Genomic DNA, 20,701 nt, shown 5'->3' on the forward strand with positions numbered 1-20,701 from the left:
ACTCAGCTGACCGTTGTGGCCCCGTCCGGAAGAGTTGTGAGGCTGACAGCCCGGCGCCGCTCAGGCCGCTTGCGCGACAGGGCAAGCACGAAGCCCATGGATATCGCCATCGCGATCAGCGAGGAACCACCGTAGGAGATGAACGGAAGCGTCATGCCCTTCGCCGGCAGCAGGTTCACGTTCACGCCCATGTTAATGATCGACTGGAAGCCGAACAGCATGACGAGCCCGGAGAGAGCGTAGCGGGTGAAGTCATCGCCGTCATCGCGGCGGGCGATGGCCAGACCACGCAGAACGACGAAGGCAAAGATCGACATGATCAGCAGGCAGAGGATGAGGCCGAACTCCTCACCGGCAACGGCGAAGACAAAGTCGGTGTGGCTGTCGGGCAGGATGCGCTTCACCGAGCCCTCGCCCGGGCCCTGACCGAGCCAGCCGCCGCGCGTCAGCGCTTCAAGGCTCATGTCCACCTGGTAGGTGTCGCCCTCGCCCGTCAGGAAGCGGTCGATACGACCGGCCACGTGCGGGAAGATCGTGTAGGCCGCGAGACCGAAGACAACGCCGAAGCCACCCAGCACCGCGATCCAGAGCCAGGGCATTCCGGCGATGAAGAACATCGCACCCCAGGTACCGAGGATCAGAATAGTCTGACCGAGGTCCGGTTGAGCGACCAGCAGCGCGACCACAAGGCCGAGCAGGATCAGGGCAAAGAGGTTGCCGGGGATTTCCGGCTGGCGGCTATGCTCGGCGAAAAGCCAGGCGCAGACGACCACGAAAGCCGGCTTCATGTATTCGGAAGGCTGGATCGACAGGCCGAAGATGTGGATCCAGCGCTTTGCACCCTTGGCTTCCATACCGACGAAGAGCGTCGCCACCATCAGCACAAGAGAGCCCACCAGCATGAGCAGCGCCACGCGGCGGAGCAAACGCTGGTCAAGGAAAGAGATGCCGATCATGACCAGCACTGCTGGCACCATGAAGACGATCTGGCGGGTGACGAAGTGGAAGCTTTCAAGGCCGATGCGTTCGGCCACGGCCGGGCTTGCCGCGAAGGACAGGACGATGCCCAGGCCCATCAACATCAGAAATGCGGATAGAAACCAGCGATCAACCGTCCACCACCAGGTGGCAACGGGACTGCGATCTGTGCGGCTCAATATCATTTCGTCCCTCCGACCGGCTGCACTCCATCAAGCGCTGACACGAGCTCGCGGAATGCATCACCCCTGACCTCGAAATTCCTGAACTGGTCAAAGCTTGCGCAGGCGGGTGACAGGAGAACGACCGGTTCTCCATCAGCCTCAAGAGAGGCGTCCCGGCTGGCATGCTCTACAGCTGCCGCAAGCGTACCCGAAATTTCATAAGGGACTCTTTCACCAAGAGTGACCGCGAAAGCAGGTGCGGCCTCGCCGATCAGATAGGCCTTGGCGATGCGCGGGAAAAAGGAGGTCAGGCTTTCGATGCCGCCCGCCTTGGGCAGACCGCCGGCAATCCAGTAGATGCGCTCGAAACTGGCCAGTGCCGGAGCTGAGGCTTCCGCATTGGTCGCCTTGGAGTCGTTGACGAACAACACGTTCCCCTTGCGACCCACCTGCTCCATGCGGTGGGCCAAGCCCGGGAAGGATGCGAAGCCTGTCGCGATCTCTTCCCTCGAAAGGCCGGACGCGAGGCAGGCAGCAAGCGCGGCAAGCGCATTCTGGGCATTGTGGCGGCCGCGAAGCGAGCCGATGCCTTCGAGCGACAGGAGTTCTTCGGCCTTTCCATCCACGGCGCGCATCAGCTTCGAGCCATCCGCATAGAGACCGTTCGCCAGAGTTTCCCTGACGGATATACGAATGACCTTGCGGCCAGCCTTCTCAAGGCGGTCTGCGATGGCGCGGCAGTATTCGTCGTCGACGCCGATTATGGCGGTGCCGCTCTTTGCAACCAGACGCTCCTTGACGGCCGCGTAATGCTCCATCGTCCCATGACGGTCGATGTGGTCGGGCGTCAGGTTGAGCAGGATGCCGACCGAGGGATTCAGGCCCGGCGCAAGGTCGATCTGGTAAGACGAGCACTCGACCACATAATGGCGATGGACCGCCGGAGCCTCCAGCGTCATGATCGCGGTGCCGATGTTGCCGCCTAGCTGGGTGTCCCTGCCCGAGGAGCGCACCACATGGGCGATCAGTGCCGTGGTGGTGGACTTGCCGTTGGTGCCGGTGATGGCAATGAACGGAGCGGAAGGGGCGTGCTCGTTCCGCTCACGGGTGAAGAGCTCGATGTCGCCGATGATCTCGACGCCTGCCGCCTGCGCCAGCTCCACCGTCCAGTGGGGATGCGGGTGGGTCAGCGGAACACCCGGGGAAAGAACCAGCGCATCAACGGAAGCCCAGTCCAGTTCGCGCATGTTGCGCGTTGGAATGGCTTGCGCATCGGCCTTGGCAACGTTGTCAGGATTGTCATCCCAGGCGACCACATCAGCGCCGCCAGCGACCAGCGCCTGCGCGGTGGCAAGCCCGGAGCCGCCCAGGCCAAACACGGCAATCTTCTTGTTCTTGCAGGTGGTTGCCGGGATCACTTACGGACGCTCCTTAGGCAGTGATGTTAGCGCAGCTTCAGGGTGGAGAGGCCAACGAGGGCGAGAACCACGGCGATGATCCAGAAGCGGATCACGACCTGGCTTTCGGTCCAGCCGAGCTTTTCGAAATGGTGGTGGATGGGTGCCATCAGGAAGACGCGCTTGCCAGTCATCTTGAAGACAGCGACCTGAATGATCACCGAGAAGATTTCGACCACGAACAGACCGCCGATGATGGCAAGGACGATCTCGTGCTTCGTCGCAACGGCGACGGTACCAATCAGGCCGCCGAGGGCCAGAGAACCGGTGTCGCCCATGAAGATTGCCGCAGGCGGTGCGTTGAACCAGAGGAAGCCGAGGCCAGCGCCAATGACCGCACCAAGGACTACAGCGAGTTCACCGGTGCCCGGAACGAAGTGGATCTGCAGGTAGTCTGCGAAAATGGCGTTACCGGACAGGTAGGCGATCACGCCGAAGGAGGCTGCCGCGACCATCACCGGAACGATCGCCAAACCGTCGAGGCCGTCCGTCAGGTTCACCGCATTGCCGGCCCCCACAATCACGAAAGCGGCAAAGGGGATGAAGAAGAGGCCAAGGTTGAGCAGGAATTCCTTGAAGAACGGGAAGGTCAGCGTCGAGGAGAACGGAGCCTGACCGTTCTGCATGATGATCCAGGCGGCGACGCCGGCAATCAGGAATTCAAGCGCCAATCGCACCTTGCCGGAGACGCCAAGGTGCGATTGCTTCGTCACCTTCATGTAGTCGTCGTAGAAGCCGATGGCGCCAAAGCCGACGGTCACCATCAGCGTGACCAGCACATAAACGCTGGCCAGATTGGCCCAGAGAAGGCAGGAACCCAGGATGCCGCTCAGGATCATCAGGCCGCCCATGGTGGGTGTGCCGGCCTTCTTGAAGTGCGTCTGCGGACCGTCAGCCCGGATCGGCTGACCCTTGCCCTGACGAACCCGCAGAGAATTGATGATCGTTGGTCCAAACAGGAAGACGATGAAGGCCGCAGTGATCAGCGCGCCGCCGGTGCGGAACGTGATGTAGCGGAAGACGTTGAAGGCCGAGACAGAGTCCGACAGCTGGACCAGTAGCATTAGCATCTAAGTTATTCCCCGCCCTTCTTCCTCTTACGCATCCGCCGCGGCATCTGCAGCCGGGAAATGCTTGAGGAGGGCTTCCACGAGTTTTGAAAAGCCAGCTGACTTCGACGATTTGACCACAATGATGTCGCCCGGCTTTACAGCCTGAAGGACCAGAGGTTCAAGCTCGGCGACTGTGGGTCTGTACTCCACTTCCGTACCAGAAGGCGACCTGGCGGCAAGCGCCTGCATCTCCTCACCAGCGATAAAGAGCAGATCCGTCTTGGCGGCAGAAACGAGTTCGCCAAGCGCCTCATGAAGGCGGGCCGAGTGTTCGCCCAGTTCCAGCATGTCGCCAAGCACGGCAATGCGGCGCGCGCCTTCCGGAATGGAAGCTGCGCTCAACAGATGAAGGGCAGCGCGCATGGAAGCCGGATTGGCGTTGTAGCTCTCGTCAATCACCGTGAAGGTGCCGCCCTCGGGGTGCTTCAGGCGGAAACGCTGGCCCCGGCCCTCAGCAGGCTTGAAGCGGGAGAGCGCGTCCAGCATCTGCTGCACGTCGGCGCCGACAAGGTAGCCAGCGCCCAGAACGGCAAGCGCATTCTGCACCATATGACGGCCCGGCGCGCCGATCTGGCCGGTGATTTCCTGGCCTGCGATCCGGACGGTCAGGGACGAACCATTCTCGCCCGGCTCCCAGGAGACCAGACGGAACTGCGCCCGGGGATTTTCGCCGAAGCCCCAGACGTTCTGGATGCCCGCGTCCATCGCCATCTTGGCAAGCAGGTTCCACCGCGCATCATCGCGGTTGATGATCGCCTGCCCCCCGCTGATGACGCCTGAAAAGATCTCGCCCTTGGCCTTCGCAATCTCTTCCAGACTGGAGAAGTGACCGAGATGAGCGCCCGCCACCATGGTGACAATCGCGACATGGGGCTGAACCAGCTTCACCAGCGGCTCGATCTCGCCCGGGTGGTTCATGCCGATTTCAAAGACGCCGAACTTGGCGTCGACCGGTAGGCGCGCCAGCGTCAGCGGCACGCCCCAATGATTGTTGAAGGAGTTCTCGGCGGCATGGACCGGGCCGGCGCTCTCAAGCGCCAGGCGCAGCATTTCCTTAGTCGTGGTCTTACCGGCCGAACCGGTCACCGCAATGATGCGGGCGCGGCTGCGTGCACGGGCGGCGAGCGCCACATCCTGCAGCGCCTTCAGCACGTCCGGCACCACGATCTTCGGGATCGCCAGACGGCCCAGAGCCGGCAGGCGATCTTCCGAAACGACCATCACCGCCGCGCCGGCGGCCATGGCAGCTGTTGCGAAATCGTGACCGTCGAAGCGATCGCCCTTTATCGCAAAGAACGCTTCTCCCCGCTTCATGGTACGCGTGTCGATCGAGACGCCTGTCACACCTTCGGGCAGATTTCCGAACGGACGCCCACCCGTGGCCGCGATCAGCTCCTCACTACTCCATAGCAAAGTCACGAGCCCAATCCCTCCAAGGCTTTGCTGACCTCCTCATGATCGGAGAACGGATACTTCGTTCCCGCAATCTCCTGGCCGTGTTCATGCCCCTTGCCAGCGACGATCAGCGTATCGCCAGTCCGAAGCATTGCTATTGCCGATCGGATGGCTTCGCGACGGTCCCCAATCTCCTGCGCGTCCGGAATGGCAGCCATGATCTCGGCACGGATAGCGGATGCATCCTCGGACCGCGGGTTATCGTCTGTGACAATGGCGACATCCGCCAGTCGCCTTGCTATGTCGCCCATGATGGGCCGCTTGCCACGGTCGCGGTCCCCCCCGCATCCGAAGACAAGAAAAACGCGGCCCGTGGTAAACGGACGAACCGCCTTCAGTACGTTTTCAAGAGCTTCCGGCTTGTGCGCATAGTCGACGTAGATCTGCGCACCTTCGGGGGTCGTACCCGTCAGCTCGAGGCGACCGGATGCACCCTTGATGTACTTAAAAGCCTTGAACGCAATCGCCGGGTCAAGGCCGGTGGCAATGGCTAGGCCAGCTGCGACGAGCGCATTGCTCAGCTGAAACTCTCCGGCGAGCGGCAGATCGATCTCATAGATCCGGCCGTCATGCTCCACTTCGCCATGCTGGCGATGACGTTCATGCTCGGCACGCTTGATGGTGATGTAGGTGCCGTTGCGGCCAACGGTGAGAAGCTCCCTGCCCGCCTTGCGGACGGCTTCCATGGTCGCTTCCGACCATGCATCGTCGGCAAAGACGACAGCAGGCGCACCAACGGGCAGAAGCGTATCGAACAGACGCATCTTGGTCTGGTGGTATTCCTCGACCGTCGGATGATAATCCATGTGGTCGCGGCCGAGATTGGTGAAGCCGCCTGCGGCAAGCTTCACGCCATCAAGACGGCGCTGTGACAGGCCGTGGCTCGACGCTTCCATGGCGCCGTGGGTGACGCCTGAGGCCGCCAGTTCGCTCAGCAGCTTGTGCAGCGAGATGGGATCGGGCGTGGTGAGCTCGCCATATTCGTCACGGCCCGGCGCAACAACACCGGTGGTGCCGATGGAGGCTGCAGAGAGACCCGCATACTCCCAGATCTGGCGGGTAAAGGATGCTACCGACGTCTTGCCGCTCGTGCCCGTCACCGCAACCATGGTGGCCGGCTGACCGGCATAGAAGCGGGCAGCAGCCTGCGCCAGCGCCAGCCGCGGATCATCGACCTCGCTCAGCGGAACAGAAATCTCGCCCGTGACGGAACCCTTGCGCGCGACAACGGCAGAAGCACCGCGCTGGATGGCATCCGCAATGAAGGCAGCGCCATCCGCCTTGGTGCCGGCAAGGGCGAAAAACAGATTGCCGGGTTCAACCCGGCGAGAATCAGAAGCGAGACCGGTGATATCCATATCACCGGGTATTGATGCCACATGTGGCAGGATATCGGCAAAAGCGGCCAGCTTGATCATGATCCAGAATCTTTCTTGGCCATTCCCATCAACCTTCGAGGGGAATCACTGGTACGAAACCAGAAGAGCCCCACTTTCATGGCTGAAATCCGGCTCTACGCCAAGTAGCGCCGCCGTTCTGCGGATCACATTGCCAGCTATCGGTGCAGCATTGAGACCCGACGTAGCGGCCATGCCCGGCTTCTCACCCTCTGGCTCGTCAACGACGATGGCAACCACATAGTCGGGATCATTGGACGGATAGGCTGCGATGAAGGCGTTGAAGCGCTTGTTGTTCGAGTAGCGGCCGTTCACCACCTTTTCCGCCGTGCCGGTCTTGCCGCCAACATAGTAGCCCTGCGCCTCCGCGCGCTTGCCGGAACCCGTCTCCACGTTCAAACGGAAAAGATACCGTATCTTTGCGCTCGTCTCCGGGGAAATGACCTGCTGGGCGATCTGCTCGGCCTCTTCCTCGGTCCTCGGAAGGAAGGTCGGCGGGAACAGCTTGCCACCGTTGACCATGGCAGCAGCTGCGACAGCCGTCTGGAGCGGTGTCGTCGCTACACCATGACCGTAAGAAATTGTGATGGAGTGAAGGCGCTTCCATTCCTTCGGCTCGGTCGGGGTAGCGACCTCGGGCAGCTCTGTCTGCATGCGATCAAGCAGGCCCGCCTTCTTGAGGAATGCACGATGGCCCTCGACGCCAATGACCTCGGCCATCTTCGCCGTGCCGATGTTGGACGAATAGATGAAGATCTCCGGCACGGAGAGCACGCGGCGCTTGCCGTGGAAGTCGTTGATGGTGAAGCCGCCGATACGCATCGGCTTCGATGCGTCGAAGGTGCTGTTGAGCCCGATCTTGCCGGAGTCGAGCGCCATCGCCGTCGTGAACAGCTTGAAGGTCGAGCCCATTTCGAACACGCCAGCTGAGACGCGGTTCAGCCTGTCCTTCTCCAGCGCGTTGTAGGGGTTGTTCGGGTCGTAATCCGGCAGCGACGCCATCGCGAGGATCTCGCCGGTGCGCGCGTTGATCACCGCGCCCGCAGCCGCAATCGCATGATAGCGCTCAAGAGCGTCGGCAAGTTCATCGTGCAGCACGTGCTGGGCGCGCAGATCGATCGAGAGCTTCACCGGCTCAAGCGTATCCGGGCCAGCGAGACCAAGCGCCTGCAAATCGGCCAGACCCTGATCGTCGATGTACTTCTCCATGCCCGCGATACCCTTGTTGTCGATATTCACGAGGCCAAGGATGTGGGACGCGGTGGAGCCTCCCGGGTAGAAGCGGCGCTTTTCGGTGCGGAAACCCATGCCTGGAATGCCGAGAGCGAGGATGTCGGCCTGCTGGCGCGGCGACAGCTGGCGGCGCAGCCAGACGAACCCTGCCTGGCTGTCGAGCTTCCGATAGGTTTGGGTGTAATCGAGGTCCGGCAGGACAGTCTGCAGCTTCTCGATCGCCTCGTCGATGTCGACGATGCGGCGCGGCTCGGCAAAGAGCGAAGCGGTCTTGATGTCGGTCGCCAGGACCTGGCCGTTGCGATCCAGAATGTCCGGACGGGAAGCGGTCGGACGGGTCTGCGGGAGCGCCACGACCGGCTCGCCAGTCATGCCCAGCTGGACCAGGCGTCCACCGATGGTTCCGTAGACGGCAAAGACAACGCCCATGGCCAGCATGATGCGGCTGCGCGAACGCACGCTGCCGCTCTTGGCCTTTACCTGGATGCCCTGCTTCCCAGCATCGGCACCGCGCATACGGAGCTTGAAGGGATTAAGCACGCTCATCGCTCCACTCCACCGGTAATCGTCAGGTCTTTTCCAATTTCTTCCGCAACCACATCGTCAATGGGTCGCAGCGGGATTTCACGAAGGCGCTGCATGGAGATGATCTGCTGCGGCTCCATGAGCCTCAGGTTCAGTTCCTCCTGATGCGCCTCGGCCAGCTTCTGCATCCGCCCCGGCTGGGTAAGCAGGCTCCAGTCCGCCTTCAGCACGTCCATCGCATCCTTCTCGGCCTGGATCTGAGACTGCAGGCTGTAGATGCGGCTGCGCATGGCTTCGGCGTCGTGCTTGGTCTTGTAGGTAAAGGCTGCGGCTGAAAGCATGACTGCGATCATCGCAATATCTCTGGTCCTGAACAGCATGTTACCTACCTCCGCTACCTTCCCCGGTCAGGGAAAGGGCCGGCATGGAAAAGATGGATAGATCAGCGCGTCCGGCTCGTGCTGACGTGCGCACCGCCGAACGAAGGCGGGCGGAACGCGCCCGCGGATTGGCATCGACTTCCGCTTGGGATGGCTCGACAGCCTTGGCGGGCTTCTCGAAGGTCGCCGTGACTGCATGTGCCGCCGGCAGATGGCGAGAGCCCCCCGAGCCACCGGAGCGCTCTGCAAAGAAGCGCTTCACCATGCGATCTTCGAGGGAATGGAAGGTCACGACAGAAAGGATACCGCCGGGCTTCAGGATTTGCTCTGCTGCAAACAGCGCGCGGCCAAGCTCGCCAAGCTCGTCGTTGACGAAGATGCGCAGACCCTGAAATACGCGAGTTGCCGGATGGATCTTGTCGCCGGGCTTGCGGCCGATCGTCTTCTCGACCAGCTCCGCCAGCTGAGAGGTCGTCTCGAAGGGACGCTCCGCCCTCACCTTCTCTATGGCGCGAGCGATGCGGCCCGCATGACGCTCTTCGCCCAGCATGCCGAAGATGCGGGTCAGATCCGAAACCTTGAAGCGGTTGACGACATCGGCGGCGGAGAGACCCGCCTGCGCCATGCGCATGTCGAGCGGACCGTCAAAGCGGAAGGAGAAGCCGCGCTCGGCCTCATCCAGCTGCATGGATGAGACGCCGATGTCTAGCACGACACCGTCAACGCTCTCACCGACCAGCTCTTCCATCTGTGAGAAGGGTCCGTGCTCCAGACGCAGATGCCCCTTGAAGCGCTCCACGAGTGTCGCGCCCGCTGCGATGGCATCCGGGTCACGATCGATCGCGACGACATCCGCGCCCTGCTCCAGGATCGCCGTCGTATAGCCGCCCGCACCGAAGGTGCCGTCGACGATCACCTGGCCGGCGCGCGGCTGGAGGGAGGCAAGGACGGGTTCAAGCAGAACCGGGATATGGCGTTGGCGGCCCTGATCGCTGCCCTTGTTTTCCGAAGCAGCGTTCATTGCACGTCTTCCTTTACTCCAACGGAGGCTTGCTGGCGCAACTTCATGAGACGCGCGCGCACTTCCGCACCATAGGCCTTGAGCCGTTCCGGCTCCCACATCTGAAAAAACAGCCCGCGGCCCACGAAAGCCACCTCGTTGGTGATGCCCGTATGCTCGCGGATGAAATCGGTCATGGTGATGCGCCCGTCCTGGTCGAGCTTCAGGAACGCTCCATCGCCATGAATGAAGAAGGACATGTCGTCCGCCGTCTGAAGAAACGGATCCTCGGCTGCAATGCGCTGCTCGTAGCGATCCAGCAGATCCAGCCCGCCAACGTCCATCGCCGGAATATCCAGCGCCCGCAGGGCGTAGAGCTCGGTATATCCGCGCTTCTGAACGACGGCGCGAAAATGCGCAGGTACGGAGACCCGGCCTTTCGCGTCGATCCTGTTCACTGCACTGGAAAGAAACCGATCCATACCCTGCAACAACCGTCCATGGGGCTACGCCCCTCCGCACCATGATGATCGTGCACTCACACGCCCACCGGTTGCCAACCCGGCTCGAAAGAACGGCAAAACACCCTCGACGCGCACCGGCAAGGCCAGCGTCGCAACCGATTGAATCCCCGATAACAAGATAAGCAAACTGATTTGCTGGGATAACATGGGGTACTATGGGCGTCAATGGGATCATCCCGTACGGAGGGCACTCGAAGCTTCGTCACATGTGGAATTGTTATCGCCTGTTAAGACTAACGAATGGTTGAGATCCCGGACGCTCCCGCCCCCTCTTCGCAGAAATGATGGAGGCCTTCCGTGGAAGCCTCAGGAGCGCGACAAAAGGACTCCGACCCATGCACGCCTGAGAGTGCGAAGGACCCGTAATCCGTCGATTAAAATGAAAATGCCAGCTGGCCTGTAAGCCGGGTTCTGTAAGGCCGCCACCCGAAGGTGGCGACGTGACGACCATTCATCTGGGATCAGCGTCGCCGCTGACCTCAAGCAACCTACCCGAATGACCCGGCCGGAACAGCCTGAAGGTTTCCCTTCGTGTCATCCCTATTCGGTTTTGCTCCCGATGGGGTTTACCATGCCGCTCCTGTTACCAGTCGCGCGGTGGGCTCTTACCCCACCCTTTCACCCTTACCCCGAGAAGTCGGGGCGGTTTACTTTCTGTGGCACTGTCCCTGGGGTTGCCCCCGCCGGGCGTTACCCGGCATCGTGTTCCATGGAGCCCGGACTTTCCTCGCACGCGGCCTTTCGACACTTGCGCGCGCGGCCGTCCGGCCAGCTGGCATGCTGCAGATAAGGGAGCCCACACAACCATTGCAATCCCCAAAAGCGGAATTGCAGGCATATTTACGGGAAACACGCAGTTACTTCTGCAGCAACCGCTTCACCTTCGCACAATATGCGGAGGAGATGGGGTTCATGCGCTTTGCGCCATGGCCCGCATTATACTTGAGCACCGCGCCGCAGGTGGTCTTACCGCCGAGCTTATAGGCAGCCGCCAGATACTTCATGCCGAACTTGATGTTCGTTTCCGGATGAAAGAGACCGCTCCTGGAGCCCTTGTATCCCATGCCGCGGGCCGTCGCCGGCTTGATCTGCATGAGACCGACCTCACCCGCGCCGCCCTGCGCCTTGGGGTAGTAGTTGCTTTCAACGGTCACGATGGCATTCGCCAGATCGACCGGAACGTTATATTCGCGGGCAAAGTTGGACACCAGCGTCTTGTACTCAGCGACATCCGGCGCGGGCACCGGCGCCACACCATTTCCGCGACGCCTGCGCACTTTTCGCTGCGCGGAAGGAGCGTTCCGCTTCGGCCGCTTGACCTTGGATTGAGCGGCATTGATGGAAGTCTGATCGGGAGCTACCGTGCGGCGCTGAGCAGGCTGAGCCCAAGGCAGACGCGAAGCCGCAGGTTCCTGCCGAGAAACGCTCGCCGGAGCAGCCTGCGCGTCAGAGTATGGAACAAACGAAGCAAAGGTGATGCATGGCAGGGCCACAACCGCTGCCAGCACAAACAGTTTTTTATTATGCATTGGCCTGACTTTACGAACTTCTCAGTTTGAGAAATGCAACCGGCTAAGTGGTTGCGCGGGAGCCCCCCGTTCGGAGGCCGGCCATTTGCTTAATAATCTTCTCCAAATAAAGGCAAAGTCAGTAAAAACTTATTTTAGAAATTAATATGGAAAATTATACAGCTAAACTGTTAGCGCAATTTCTGTATAACCCACCGCAAAGTCTCCATCGTTGCAGCATCGGCCATGCCATCGACTTTTGCGGGCCGGAACCGTCGTTGAAATGCTTTCGTAACGATCCCGGTCTCCGCGTCATAGGTTCCGGTGACTGAGATACCGTAGCCCACACACGCCAGGTCGCGCTGAAACTGCGCCACGGCCTCCCCCTCGTCGCCTGGTGATAGTACTTCGCCGCCTTCGCACGTACTCGGCTCGACGAAAAACGCGACGCCCGCTTCGCCAAGCCGTCTCCATGGAAACTTCTCGCCTGGGTCGATCTTGCGCGAGGGGGCGATGTCGGAATGGGCAAGCACACGCTCCACCGGAATGGACCAACGGGCCATGATGTCGCGACAGAGATCGATCACCGCGTCGATCTGAGCGTCAGGGAAATCGGTGTAGCCGAAGTCATGGCCAGGATTGACAATCTCGATGCCGACCGAGCGCGAATTCAGATCCGTCTCACCTTGCCAGTAGCTTTTGCCGGCATGCCAGGCGCGCGCCTTCTCCGGCACCATCTGGACAGTCGCACCATCCTCATAGACTAGATAATGGGAGGAAACCTGGCTGCGCGTGTCGCACAGCCAGTCCTCAGCACCCTTGGCCGTTGCCATGCCGGTGTAGTGCAGGATGACCGTATCCGGGCTGATCCCGTCGCGGCGCTCGCCGAAGTTCGGCGAAGGCCGCACGCGGGCCTTCCGGTAGTCTGCCTGGAAGCTCACTTCTTCCGCCATGTCAGCTCCAGCCGCTCATAGGCATTGTTGAGAGCCGCCAGACGTCCATTGGCAATGATGATGAACTCTTCCGGCACGCCGCGGGCGATCAGCCGGTCGGGATGATTTTCAGCGACCAGCTGGCGGTAGCGCTTCTTGACCTCGTCGACGGTCGCACCAGAAGGAAGTCCGAGCAGGACATAGGGGTCCGCCTCGCCATCCAGAATGTGGCGTGCCTGGATCTGCGCGAAATGGGTTTCGTCGATCTCGAAGATTTCGGCGATGCGAGCGAGATAGTTCTGCTCCCGCTCATGCACCACGCCGTCAGCCTTGGCGACGTGGTAGAGCGCATCCAGCACGTCTTCCAGCATGGCACACTCGTGGGCTTCGCCACGGCAGAGGCCCGCCATCTGTTTTGCGTACGCCTCGAATCCGGCGATATCCTGCTGGGCAAGATTATAGAGACGCGCCACGTTGCGCATCTCATGCGGAGGAACGGCGAAGAACTCGTGAAAAGCCTTCACCTCATTTGTTGTCACCACGCCGTCAGCCTTGGCCATCTTCGCGGAAAGCGCAATCAGCGCAACCGAAAAGGCCACCTTGCGGCGCAGCTCAGGGTCGGACCGAAATAGATCACGGATGGCTGCAACGAGGCTTTGTACGCCTCCAGATGCACGCGCGAGAATGTCAGAGATGTGTTCCAAGATCGTCATGAATCACAGTCTAGAACGATCTGGAAATCAATACGAGATTTAATCAATACGAAGGCAAGCAAAGGCCAGCTGGTTAGCCGGCACTCTGCTTGCGTGGAGACGCCGAAGCGCCTCAATCGTTACTGCGCTGGGGTGCTTCCACCCATACCACCGGTATCTGCCGGAGGCGGCGTCGTGCTTGGCGGGGTCGTGTCCGGAGCGGCTGCCGGCGGCGGCGTCGTTCCGTCAACGCCCTGCGTGGTGGTCGAGTCAGTGTCGCCACATGCGGCCAGCCCCAAGAGAGCCACACCCGCAATCATACCAGATAAGACTTTACTCATCGCACTTACTCCTTTTCATGCAAGCCCGAGACTATTCTGCGGTCGTGGTGAAAATGTGCGTTTACTGCCTTTTGTTTCGTAACATTGGATGTCAGATCGTTATATTTCAGAGTGTTACGAACAATAACCATGCTGACTACTAAGCTATATCCAATGTACTGCGTAGTGTTCCGGCTATTCTTCAATAAAAAAGGGCGCCCGGTGAGGCGCCCTTTCGTGAGGAGGATTCTTTGTGGCTATTTCCGCTTGTCCGCGCCCGAAAGCGCCTTTGAGAATGCGGCACCGAAGGCGTTCTGGGTCTGCGGCTTGCTCTGCTTCTGGGGAGCGCCGCGCGAACGTTGGTCTGGCGCGGAACTGCGATCCCTCGGCTCGGGCGCACCGCCGCCATCCTTGCGCATGGTAAGGGCAATTCGGTTGCGCTTCAGGTCCACTTCGACGACGCGAACCTTCACGATGTCGCCCGCCTTCACCACCTCGTGCGGATCCTTCACGAAACGGTCCGCCAGCTGCGAAATATGCACGAGCCCGTCCTGGTGGACGCCGATATCGACGAAGGCGCCAAAGGCTGCGACATTCGTCACGGTGCCTTCCAGCAGCATGCCCACCTTCAGGTCTTTCACCTCTTCGACGCCATCGGCAAATGTCGCAGTCTTGAAGGCCGGACGGGGGTCGCGACCCGGCTTTTCAAGCTCGGCCATGATGTCCTTGACCGTTGGCAGGCCGAAGCGCTCGTCGGTGAACTGGCGCGGGTCGAGCTTCTTCAGCACCGAGCCGTCGCTCATGATGGAGCGAAGGTCGCGACCGCAGGCGGCGACGATCTTGCGCGCGACGTCATAGGCTTCGGGATGGACGGCCGAGGCATCGAGCGGCTCATCGCCATCGGGGATGCGCAGGAAGCCCGCGGCCTGCTCGAAAGTGCGCTGCCCGAGACGGGCAACCTTCAACAGGTCCTTGCGCGTGCGGAACGCGCCATTGGCATTGCGATGCGCAACGATAGCCTCGGCCAGCGTCGGCCCAAGACCCGAAACGCGGGCGAGCAAGGGGACGGACGCCATGTTGAGGTCGACGCCAACGGCGTTCACCGCATCTTCCACCACCGCGTCCAGCGCCTTGGCCAGACGGAACTGGTCGACGTCATGCTGGTACTGGCCGACACCGATGGACTTCGGCTCGATTTTCACGAGTTCGGCCAGCGGGTCCTGCAGACGGCGGGCGATCGAAACTGCACCGCGCAGCGAGACGTCGAGGTCCGGGAACTCGGCCGCTGCCAACGCGGACGCGGAATAGACGGATGCGCCGGCTTCCGAGACGATCACCTTGGTAGGCTTCGGGGCTGGAAGCTTTGCGAGCAAGTCGGCCACGAGGCGTTCAGTCTCGCGGCTTGCCGTGCCGTTGCCGATCGCGATCAGCTGCACATTGTGCTGGCGGATGAGCTTCGACAGTTCCGCCTGCGCGCCATGCAGATCGTTTCGCGGCTGGAAGGGATAAACCGTCGAGGTGGCGAGAAGCTTGCCAGTCTCATCCACGACGGCAACCTTCACGCCGGTACGGATGCCGGGGTCGAGGCCCATGGTAGAGCGTGAACCGGCTGGGGCTGCCAGCAGCAGGTCCTTCAGGTTGCGGGCGAAGACGCGGATCGCCTCTTCCTCGGCGCGCTCGCGCAGCTCGCCCATCAGGTCGAGCACCAGGCGGAGCGACAACTTCACGCGCCAGGTCCAGGATGCAACATCGCGGAGCCAGCGGTCGCCCGGAAGCGTCCCGCCGATGCTGAACGCAGCTGCAATCATCGCCTCGACCGGACTTGCAGCCGAAGCGCCACCCTCGCCTTCCGGCAGTTCAATATCGAGCGACAGTACTTCCTCGTTACGGCCACGGAACATGGCGAGCGCGCGGTGGCTCGGCACATTTTTCCATGCTTCGGAATGAGCGAAGTAGTCGGAGAACTTCGCGCCCTGCTCTTCCTTGCCTTCCACAACGCGGGCACGGACGATGCCGTAATCCTTCATGTGGGTGCGGAGCCTGCCCACGAGTTCAGCATTTTCGGAGATCACTTCCGAGATGATGTCGCGCGCGCCTTCAAGTGCGGCCTTGGTGTCCGGCACTTCGTCAGTGATGAAGCCTTCGGCGAGCTTTGCAGGCTCGACCGACCGGTTCTCCATGATCGCGTCGACGAGCGGACCGAGGCCGCGCTCGCGTGCGATCTGCGCACGGGTCCGCCGCTTCGGCTTATAGGGAAGATAGAGATCTTCAACCTCCGCCTTGGTCGTCGCCGTGAGGATGCTCTTCTCGAGCTCGTCCGTCAGCTTGCCCTGCTCGCGGATCGAGTTCAGAACCGTCTCGCGCCGCTGGTCGAGCTCACGCAGATAGGAGAGCCGCTCCGACAGGTTGCGGAGCTGCGTATCATCGAGCCCGCCGGTGACCTCCTTGCGGTATCGCGCAATGAATGGAACCGTGGCGCCCTCATCAAGAAGACCGATGGCTGCCAGAACCTGATTTGCACCGGCGCTGATTTCCTGGCCGATAATCGCCGCATGGCGTTGCAGAAAGTGTTGCATGCTACCTCATTCCTGAAGCGCGCGAAGATAGCCCCGAAAGCGGCAGTCACAAGGCCGAGCTCCAAAACTTCTGTGCATTTCAGTTCACGTTCGGCGAGCGGCGCGCGCCGCGCTCAAGCTGAATCAATGCGCGAGGTTGATGAATCAGATCGTCAGCAACCTCCGGCAAGTCATTGCAGTCATTGAGCGAGGCCAGAGGACCCGAGCCAGGACTGCATAGCCGGATGGCCATTTCACTCTGGCAATCGTTCTCGGCATGCCCTACTCCCTGAACTGTCATTCAGCACAATGATTCGGGGCTTTGCCAGTCATGATCCAATCCATGCGCCTGGTGGCATTGTCGCTTGGCATAGCACTTACCCTGACTGGCTGCGCCACCATGCGTCTCGACGATCTCGCGCCGACGTCCCCCGCCCCGCAGCTTGGCTCCGGACCACGGTTCGAAGACCGCAAGCCTCACCCGTGGGGAGCAGGCCATGCTCCCTGGAACTATCCCGTCCACGGCACGGACGTTTCCAAGTACCAGGCCGAAGTCGACTGGAGCACGCTCCGGCGCAACGGTATCTCCTTCGCCTTCATCAAGGCAACCGAAGGCGGCGACCGGTTCGACGATTACTTTGAGCGGAACTGGGACGGGGCCAGGAAGGCAGGCATCCCGCGTGGCGCCTATCACTTCTATTATTTCTGCCGCCCCGCGTCCGAGCAGGCCGCATGGTTCATCCGGCACGTGCCGCGCGATCCTTCGGCTCTGCCGCCCGTGCTCGACATGGAGTGGAACCATCTTTCGCCCAGCTGCAAACTCCGGCCGGACCCGGAAACAGTCCGGTCCGAAATGCGCATCTTCCTGAACATGCTGGAGCGGCACTACGGCAAGCGGCCGATCATCTACACCACGATCGACTTCTTCGATAAAAACGAGCTCGCGCAGTTCCGGGGTTATCCATTCTGGCTCCGATCGGTGGCCGCTCATCCCGATGACCTCTACGGAAAACATCCGTGGACCTTCTGGCAATACACGGGAACGGGCTCTCTGCCAGGTATCCGAGGCGACGCCGACATCAATGTCTTCAACGGCAGCGCGAGCACCTGGCAGAGCTGGCTCAAGAACCACACACGCTGAGTGCTTTTCGGGTGGCAGGAGCTTGCAGGAGGCCCTAGGGCGAGCAGCTGCATTCCGTTGCCCGCATCACCGTTTTGGGGTACCGCTTGCCGCGATTGGAGAGGTCAATGACCGAATTGAAGAACGCCGCCGCAGTACAGAGGCCTACCGCCGCAACCGTATCGCTCAAGCACTGGGGACTTATCCTGCTGCTCGGATCCATTTGGGGTGGTTCGTTCTTCTTCGCCCGTGTCGCCGTGGCCGAGATTGCGCCGCTCACCCTCGTCATGTTTCGGGTGACGCTGGCGGCGATCGCCTTGCAATGCTGGCTGCTCATTGCAGGTCCGAGCTTCCGGCTTGCCCTACCGATGGCCGGCAGCTTCTTCATCCTGGCGCTGATCAACAGCATACTCCCCTGGACGCTGATGTTCCTTGGGCAAACGGAGATCGGCGCCGGGCTTGCCTCGATCCTCAACGCGACGACGCCGTTCTGGACTGCCATCCTCGCACAGGCTTTCCGTGTTGAAGCTCGCCTGACCACAGCCAAGATCGTTGGCATCGGGCTAGGCATCATCGGCACTGGCGTGATGATCGGACCCGGACTAGCCGACAGTCTCGGCGGACCGCTCTGGGCCAAGCTGGCGCTGATCGGCACGTCCATCTCCTACGGGCTTGGCTTCATGTATGCCCGCCGGTTCAGCCACATCCCAGCGCCTGTGGTGGCGACAGGTCAGTTCACCGCTGCAGCGATCATCATGGTGCCCACCATCCTGATCGTCTACGGAACGGATGGGTTGTTCACCCACAGCCTTCCCGTGTGGGGCGCCGTGCTGGGCCTCGCGCTTCTGGCAACAGCCTTCGGTTACATCATCTATTTCGTTCTGTTCCAGTCGGTGGGAGCAACCAACACCTCGCTGGTGACGCTCATCGTACCCGCAAGCGCGATACTTCTTGGTGCACTGTTCCTCGGCGAGCATCTGGAATGGTTCGAAATCGCGGGAATGCTGCTGATCGGATTCGGCCTTCTCGTCATTGACGGACGCATAAGACTTAACCTGTCGCGCGATTAACCAATTGTGAACCACAAAAAGTGGGAATGGTTAATCTCAGGAACTTCAATGTCTTGGAGGCAATTCCATTCCTGGAAGCCCTCACTTCCGCAAATAATTTTCTTGGCAAACCGCGTTCACGCGTTAGAATCCCGCCATAGTCTGCAAAAGGAGGCAAACTATATGGGCCTAACACGTCCGTTAAACGTGCTTGCGATCTGCGCCGCTTTCGCTTTTGTCGGTGCACTCATAATGGGGGTCCTGCCTTAAAGCAGCAGTTGGGAACAAGATGTTCTGGGTAACAGAAGGGCCGGATCACTGATCCGGCCCTTTCTGCTTCTATCTTCTTGTAAGGTACTTTTCGGCCGTCACGCAGCGACAGAATGGGCAACGGCCTCAGGCGTAGGGCGGATGCCGATCATCTGGCAGACGGCCAGCGGCAGCCCAGCCCGGTTCAGTGTGTAGATGTGGAAATCCTGCACGCCGCGCTCCACCAGATCCAGAACCTGCTCGGCTGCCACGGCGGCGGCGACCAGCTGGTGGGTCTCCGGATCATTCTCCAGCCCCTGGAAGCGGTCAGCCAGCCATGCAGGGATGTGCGCGCCACAACGCTTGGCGAAGTTGGTCAACTGCTTGAAGCTGTGCACCGTCTGAATGCCCGGGACGATCGGGATGTAGATGCCGGCACGGCGCACACGCTCGACGTAACGCTCGTAGACGTCGTTGTCGAAGAAGAACTGGGTGATCGCGCGCGTCGCGCCATTGTCCACCTTGCGCTTCAGCATGTCGATGTCGGTCGCGAAGTCCGGGCTCTCCGGATGCTTCTCCGGGTAAGCGGAGACGGTGATGTCGAAATCGCCCTGGCGCGCGAGTGCGGCCACGAGATCGGCGGCATTGGTGTAGCCTTCCGGATGCGGACGATAGGCCTGGCCCACGCCATCCGGGGAATCGCCGCGCAACGCCACGAAGCGCTTGACACCCATGGCCGCGAATTCCCTGATCACGCCGTCCACCTGCTCGCGCGAAGCGTCAACGCAGGTCAGGTGCGCTGCAGGCGTCAAGTTGGTCTCGTTCAGAATACGCTGAACGGTGTGCAGGGTACGCTCACGGGTGGAGCCGCCTGCCCCATAGGTGACCGACACGAATTCGGGTTTCAGCGGAGCAAGGCGTACGACGGTTTCCCAGAGGCGCGCTTCCATCTCCTCGGTCTTCGGCGGGAAGAACTCGAAGGAGACCTTGAGATTGCCGCCAGAGTCCGGGCGGCGGGAGAAGCGATAGTTGGACATCAAGCCAATTCCTTGCTTTCGGCATGTGTAGTATCGGGGCCTGCGATCTGGATGCGGGGATCGCGTGCAAGCCAGAGCTTGACGGTCAAACCGTTCTCGACATCGCTGCCGGGGGCTATCTCGCGCGAGGCCTCAAGCTCCAGTTCGGCCTGTTCCAGCCACTCGACAATCTGCCGGTCGCTGAAGCCAAGCCGCAGGTGGGCATGCTCCTCACGGAGAAATTCGTGGTCGTGCGGCGCGAAGTCGACGATGACCAATCGTCCGCCGGGACGCAGCAACCGGGCTGCCTCATAGATCGCCGTCGCCGGGTCGTCCAGATAGTGCAGAACCTGATGCATCGTCACCAGATCGTTGCAGTTGCGGTCAACCGGAGGCGTGTAAAGATCGCCAAGCCGCACCTGCGCATGGGCAACCCCTGCCCTGTCCAGGTTCGCACGCGCCACCGCCAGCATCTCGCGGGAAAGATCAATTCCCACCGCGCGGCGATAAAGCGGCGCGAACAATTCCAAGAGGCGGCCTGTGCCTGTGCCAAGATCGACCATGGACTGGAACGACTTCTCGCCAACCAGCGACCGCAGCTCATTCTCTATGGCTGTGTCAGGCACGTGAAGCGAGCGAATTTCATCCCAACTGGAGGCATTGCGGGAAAAATATTCCGCAGCCTTTTCCTGCCGGCGGCGCTTGGTCGCCTCAAGGCGCTCCAGATCGCGGGAGATAATCGGATCCGCGGGATCAAGGCGGTTGATCAACCCGTGCACCAGCGCGCGGCTCTCGTCGCTGTCAAAGAGCCGGAAGAAGGCCCAGGAACCTTCCTGATAACGGGAGATGAGATTGGCCTCCAGCAGCAGCTTCAGGTGGCGCGAAACGCGTGGCTGCGACTGGCCGAGAATCTCGGTAAGATCGGAAACTGTCAGGTCCGTCTGATTCAGGAGAACAAGAATGCGCAGCCGGCTCTGTTCAGCCGCCGACTTCAGTACATCCACCATTGCTTCAAGTCTGAGTGTTTGCCGCACA

Annotated in this window: 18 protein-coding genes and 1 other RNA gene; 2 read left to right on the forward strand and 17 right to left on the reverse strand. The window is 61.0% G+C overall.

What is annotated here, in order from left to right; all coding sequences use genetic code 11:
- Positions 1-2 precede the first annotated feature (2 nt).
- The 15 genes from ftsW to IEX27_RS12405 form a co-directional block, all read right to left on the reverse strand.
- Entirely contained in the window at positions 3-1,160 is a 1,158-nt protein-coding gene (gene ftsW / locus IEX27_RS12340; RefSeq protein WP_188721537.1) for a putative lipid II flippase FtsW, read from the reverse strand.
- Positions 1,160-2,560, reverse strand: coding sequence for a UDP-N-acetylmuramoyl-L-alanine--D-glutamate ligase (gene murD / locus IEX27_RS12345; RefSeq protein ID WP_188721367.1), 1,401 nt, complete (start codon positions 2,558-2,560; stop codon positions 1,160-1,162). The genes ftsW and murD overlap by 1 nt, the downstream gene beginning before the upstream one ends.
- Positions 2,561-2,586: 26 nt before the next feature.
- Positions 2,587-3,669, reverse strand: coding sequence for a phospho-N-acetylmuramoyl-pentapeptide-transferase (gene mraY / locus IEX27_RS12350; protein WP_188721368.1), 1,083 nt, complete (start codon positions 3,667-3,669; stop codon positions 2,587-2,589).
- A gap of 27 nt (positions 3,670-3,696) precedes the next feature.
- Positions 3,697-5,130, reverse strand: coding sequence for a UDP-N-acetylmuramoylalanyl-D-glutamyl-2,6-diaminopimelate--D-alanyl-D-alanine ligase (locus IEX27_RS12355; protein WP_188721369.1), 1,434 nt, complete (start codon positions 5,128-5,130; stop codon positions 3,697-3,699).
- Positions 5,127-6,581, reverse strand: coding sequence for a UDP-N-acetylmuramoyl-L-alanyl-D-glutamate--2,6-diaminopimelate ligase (locus IEX27_RS12360; protein ID WP_373869881.1), 1,455 nt, complete (start codon positions 6,579-6,581; stop codon positions 5,127-5,129). The genes IEX27_RS12355 and IEX27_RS12360 overlap by 4 nt, the downstream gene beginning before the upstream one ends.
- Positions 6,582-6,629: 48 nt before the next feature.
- Positions 6,630-8,342, reverse strand: coding sequence for a peptidoglycan D,D-transpeptidase FtsI family protein (locus tag IEX27_RS12365; RefSeq protein WP_188721370.1), 1,713 nt, complete (start codon positions 8,340-8,342; stop codon positions 6,630-6,632).
- Entirely contained in the window at positions 8,339-8,701 is a 363-nt protein-coding gene (gene ftsL / locus IEX27_RS12370; protein ID WP_188721371.1) for a cell division protein FtsL, read from the reverse strand. The genes IEX27_RS12365 and ftsL overlap by 4 nt, the downstream gene beginning before the upstream one ends.
- 1 nt (position 8,702) lies before the next feature.
- Positions 8,703-9,722, reverse strand: a complete 1,020-nt coding sequence (gene rsmH / locus IEX27_RS12375) for a 16S rRNA (cytosine(1402)-N(4))-methyltransferase RsmH (protein ID WP_244630352.1) — start codon at positions 9,720-9,722, stop codon at positions 8,703-8,705.
- The gene (gene mraZ / locus IEX27_RS21385; protein WP_244630353.1) at positions 9,719-10,183 is read right to left on the reverse strand and encodes a division/cell wall cluster transcriptional repressor MraZ; all 465 of its coding nucleotides are present in this window, start codon (positions 10,181-10,183) and stop codon (positions 9,719-9,721) included. The genes rsmH and mraZ overlap by 4 nt, the downstream gene beginning before the upstream one ends.
- 426 nt (positions 10,184-10,609) lie before the next feature.
- Positions 10,610-11,001, reverse strand: an RNA gene (rnpB, locus tag IEX27_RS12380) — RNase P RNA component class A.
- 81 nt (positions 11,002-11,082) lie between these two features.
- A complete protein-coding gene (locus tag IEX27_RS12385) occupies positions 11,083-11,754 on the reverse strand; it encodes a lytic transglycosylase domain-containing protein (RefSeq protein WP_188721373.1) in 672 nt (223 codons plus the stop codon).
- Positions 11,755-11,924: 170 nt separating this feature from the next.
- Entirely contained in the window at positions 11,925-12,686 is a 762-nt protein-coding gene (locus IEX27_RS12390; RefSeq protein WP_188721374.1) for an N-acetylmuramoyl-L-alanine amidase, read from the reverse strand.
- On the reverse strand, positions 12,671-13,378 hold the full coding sequence (locus IEX27_RS12395; protein ID WP_188721375.1) for a J domain-containing protein: 708 nt from the start codon (positions 13,376-13,378) through the stop codon (positions 12,671-12,673). Before IEX27_RS12395 ends, IEX27_RS12390 begins: the two co-directional genes overlap by 16 nt.
- A 119-nt stretch (positions 13,379-13,497) precedes the next feature.
- Positions 13,498-13,698, reverse strand: coding sequence for a hypothetical protein (locus IEX27_RS12400; protein ID WP_188721376.1), 201 nt, complete (start codon positions 13,696-13,698; stop codon positions 13,498-13,500).
- Positions 13,699-13,934: 236 nt separating this feature from the next.
- Positions 13,935-16,253 carry a Tex family protein gene (locus IEX27_RS12405; RefSeq protein WP_188721377.1) on the reverse strand — a complete coding sequence of 773 codons (2,319 nt, stop codon included), beginning with the start codon at positions 16,251-16,253 and terminating at the stop codon, positions 13,935-13,937.
- A 310-nt stretch (positions 16,254-16,563) separates the two neighbouring features.
- Between IEX27_RS12405 and IEX27_RS12410 the strand changes: the two genes are divergently transcribed.
- Both IEX27_RS12410 and IEX27_RS12415 read left to right on the forward strand, forming a co-directional pair.
- Positions 16,564-17,373 (forward strand): glycoside hydrolase family 25 protein, encoded by an 810-nt coding sequence (locus tag IEX27_RS12410; RefSeq protein ID WP_373869880.1) that lies wholly within the window; start codon positions 16,564-16,566, stop codon positions 17,371-17,373.
- Positions 17,374-17,480: 107 nt separating this feature from the next.
- A complete protein-coding gene (locus tag IEX27_RS12415; protein WP_188721378.1) occupies positions 17,481-18,422 on the forward strand; it encodes a DMT family transporter in 942 nt (313 codons plus the stop codon).
- Positions 18,423-18,769: 347 nt separating this feature from the next.
- On the opposite strand, the gene metF is transcribed toward IEX27_RS12415, so the two are convergent.
- Together metF and IEX27_RS12425 are read right to left on the reverse strand one after the other, a co-directional pair.
- Complete coding sequence (gene metF, locus IEX27_RS12420; RefSeq protein WP_188721379.1) at positions 18,770-19,687, reverse strand: methylenetetrahydrofolate reductase [NAD(P)H]; 918 nt, start codon at positions 19,685-19,687, stop codon at positions 18,770-18,772.
- Positions 19,687-20,673, reverse strand: a complete 987-nt coding sequence (locus tag IEX27_RS12425; protein WP_188721540.1) for an ArsR/SmtB family transcription factor — start codon at positions 20,671-20,673, stop codon at positions 19,687-19,689. The genes metF and IEX27_RS12425 overlap by 1 nt, the downstream gene beginning before the upstream one ends.
- Between the last annotated feature and the right edge of the window lie 28 nt (positions 20,674-20,701).

It is taken from the genome of Nitratireductor aestuarii (assembly GCF_014641695.1).
Lineage (GTDB): Bacteria > Pseudomonadota > Alphaproteobacteria > Rhizobiales > Rhizobiaceae > Chelativorans > Chelativorans aestuarii.

Coding starts and splice junctions, on each gene's coding strand:
- mraY (WP_188721368.1), bottom strand. CDS start 3,669: ATGCTAATGCTACTGGTCCAGCTGTCGGACTCTGTCTCGGCCTTCAAC.
- IEX27_RS12365 (WP_188721370.1), bottom strand. CDS start 8,342: ATGAGCGTGCTTAATCCCTTCAAGCTCCGTATGCGCGGTGCCGATGCT.
- ftsL (WP_188721371.1), bottom strand. CDS start 8,701: ATGCTGTTCAGGACCAGAGATATTGCGATGATCGCAGTCATGCTTTCA.
- rsmH (WP_244630352.1), bottom strand. CDS start 9,722: ATGAACGCTGCTTCGGAAAACAAGGGCAGCGATCAGGGCCGCCAACGC.
- mraZ (WP_244630353.1), bottom strand. CDS start 10,183: ATGGATCGGTTTCTTTCCAGTGCAGTGAACAGGATCGACGCGAAAGGC.
- IEX27_RS12385 (WP_188721373.1), bottom strand. CDS start 11,754: ATGCATAATAAAAAACTGTTTGTGCTGGCAGCGGTTGTGGCCCTGCCA.
- IEX27_RS12390 (WP_188721374.1), bottom strand. CDS start 12,686: ATGGCGGAAGAAGTGAGCTTCCAGGCAGACTACCGGAAGGCCCGCGTG.
- IEX27_RS12395 (WP_188721375.1), bottom strand. CDS start 13,378: ATGACGATCTTGGAACACATCTCTGACATTCTCGCGCGTGCATCTGGA.
- IEX27_RS12400 (WP_188721376.1), bottom strand. CDS start 13,698: ATGAGTAAAGTCTTATCTGGTATGATTGCGGGTGTGGCTCTCTTGGGG.
- IEX27_RS12405 (WP_188721377.1), bottom strand. CDS start 16,253: ATGCAACACTTTCTGCAACGCCATGCGGCGATTATCGGCCAGGAAATC.
- IEX27_RS12410 (WP_373869880.1), top strand. CDS start 16,564: ATGATCCAATCCATGCGCCTGGTGGCATTGTCGCTTGGCATAGCACTT.
- IEX27_RS12415 (WP_188721378.1), top strand. CDS start 17,481: ATGACCGAATTGAAGAACGCCGCCGCAGTACAGAGGCCTACCGCCGCA.
- metF (WP_188721379.1), bottom strand. CDS start 19,687: ATGTCCAACTATCGCTTCTCCCGCCGCCCGGACTCTGGCGGCAATCTC.
- IEX27_RS12425 (WP_188721540.1), bottom strand. CDS start 20,673: ATGGTGGATGTACTGAAGTCGGCGGCTGAACAGAGCCGGCTGCGCATT.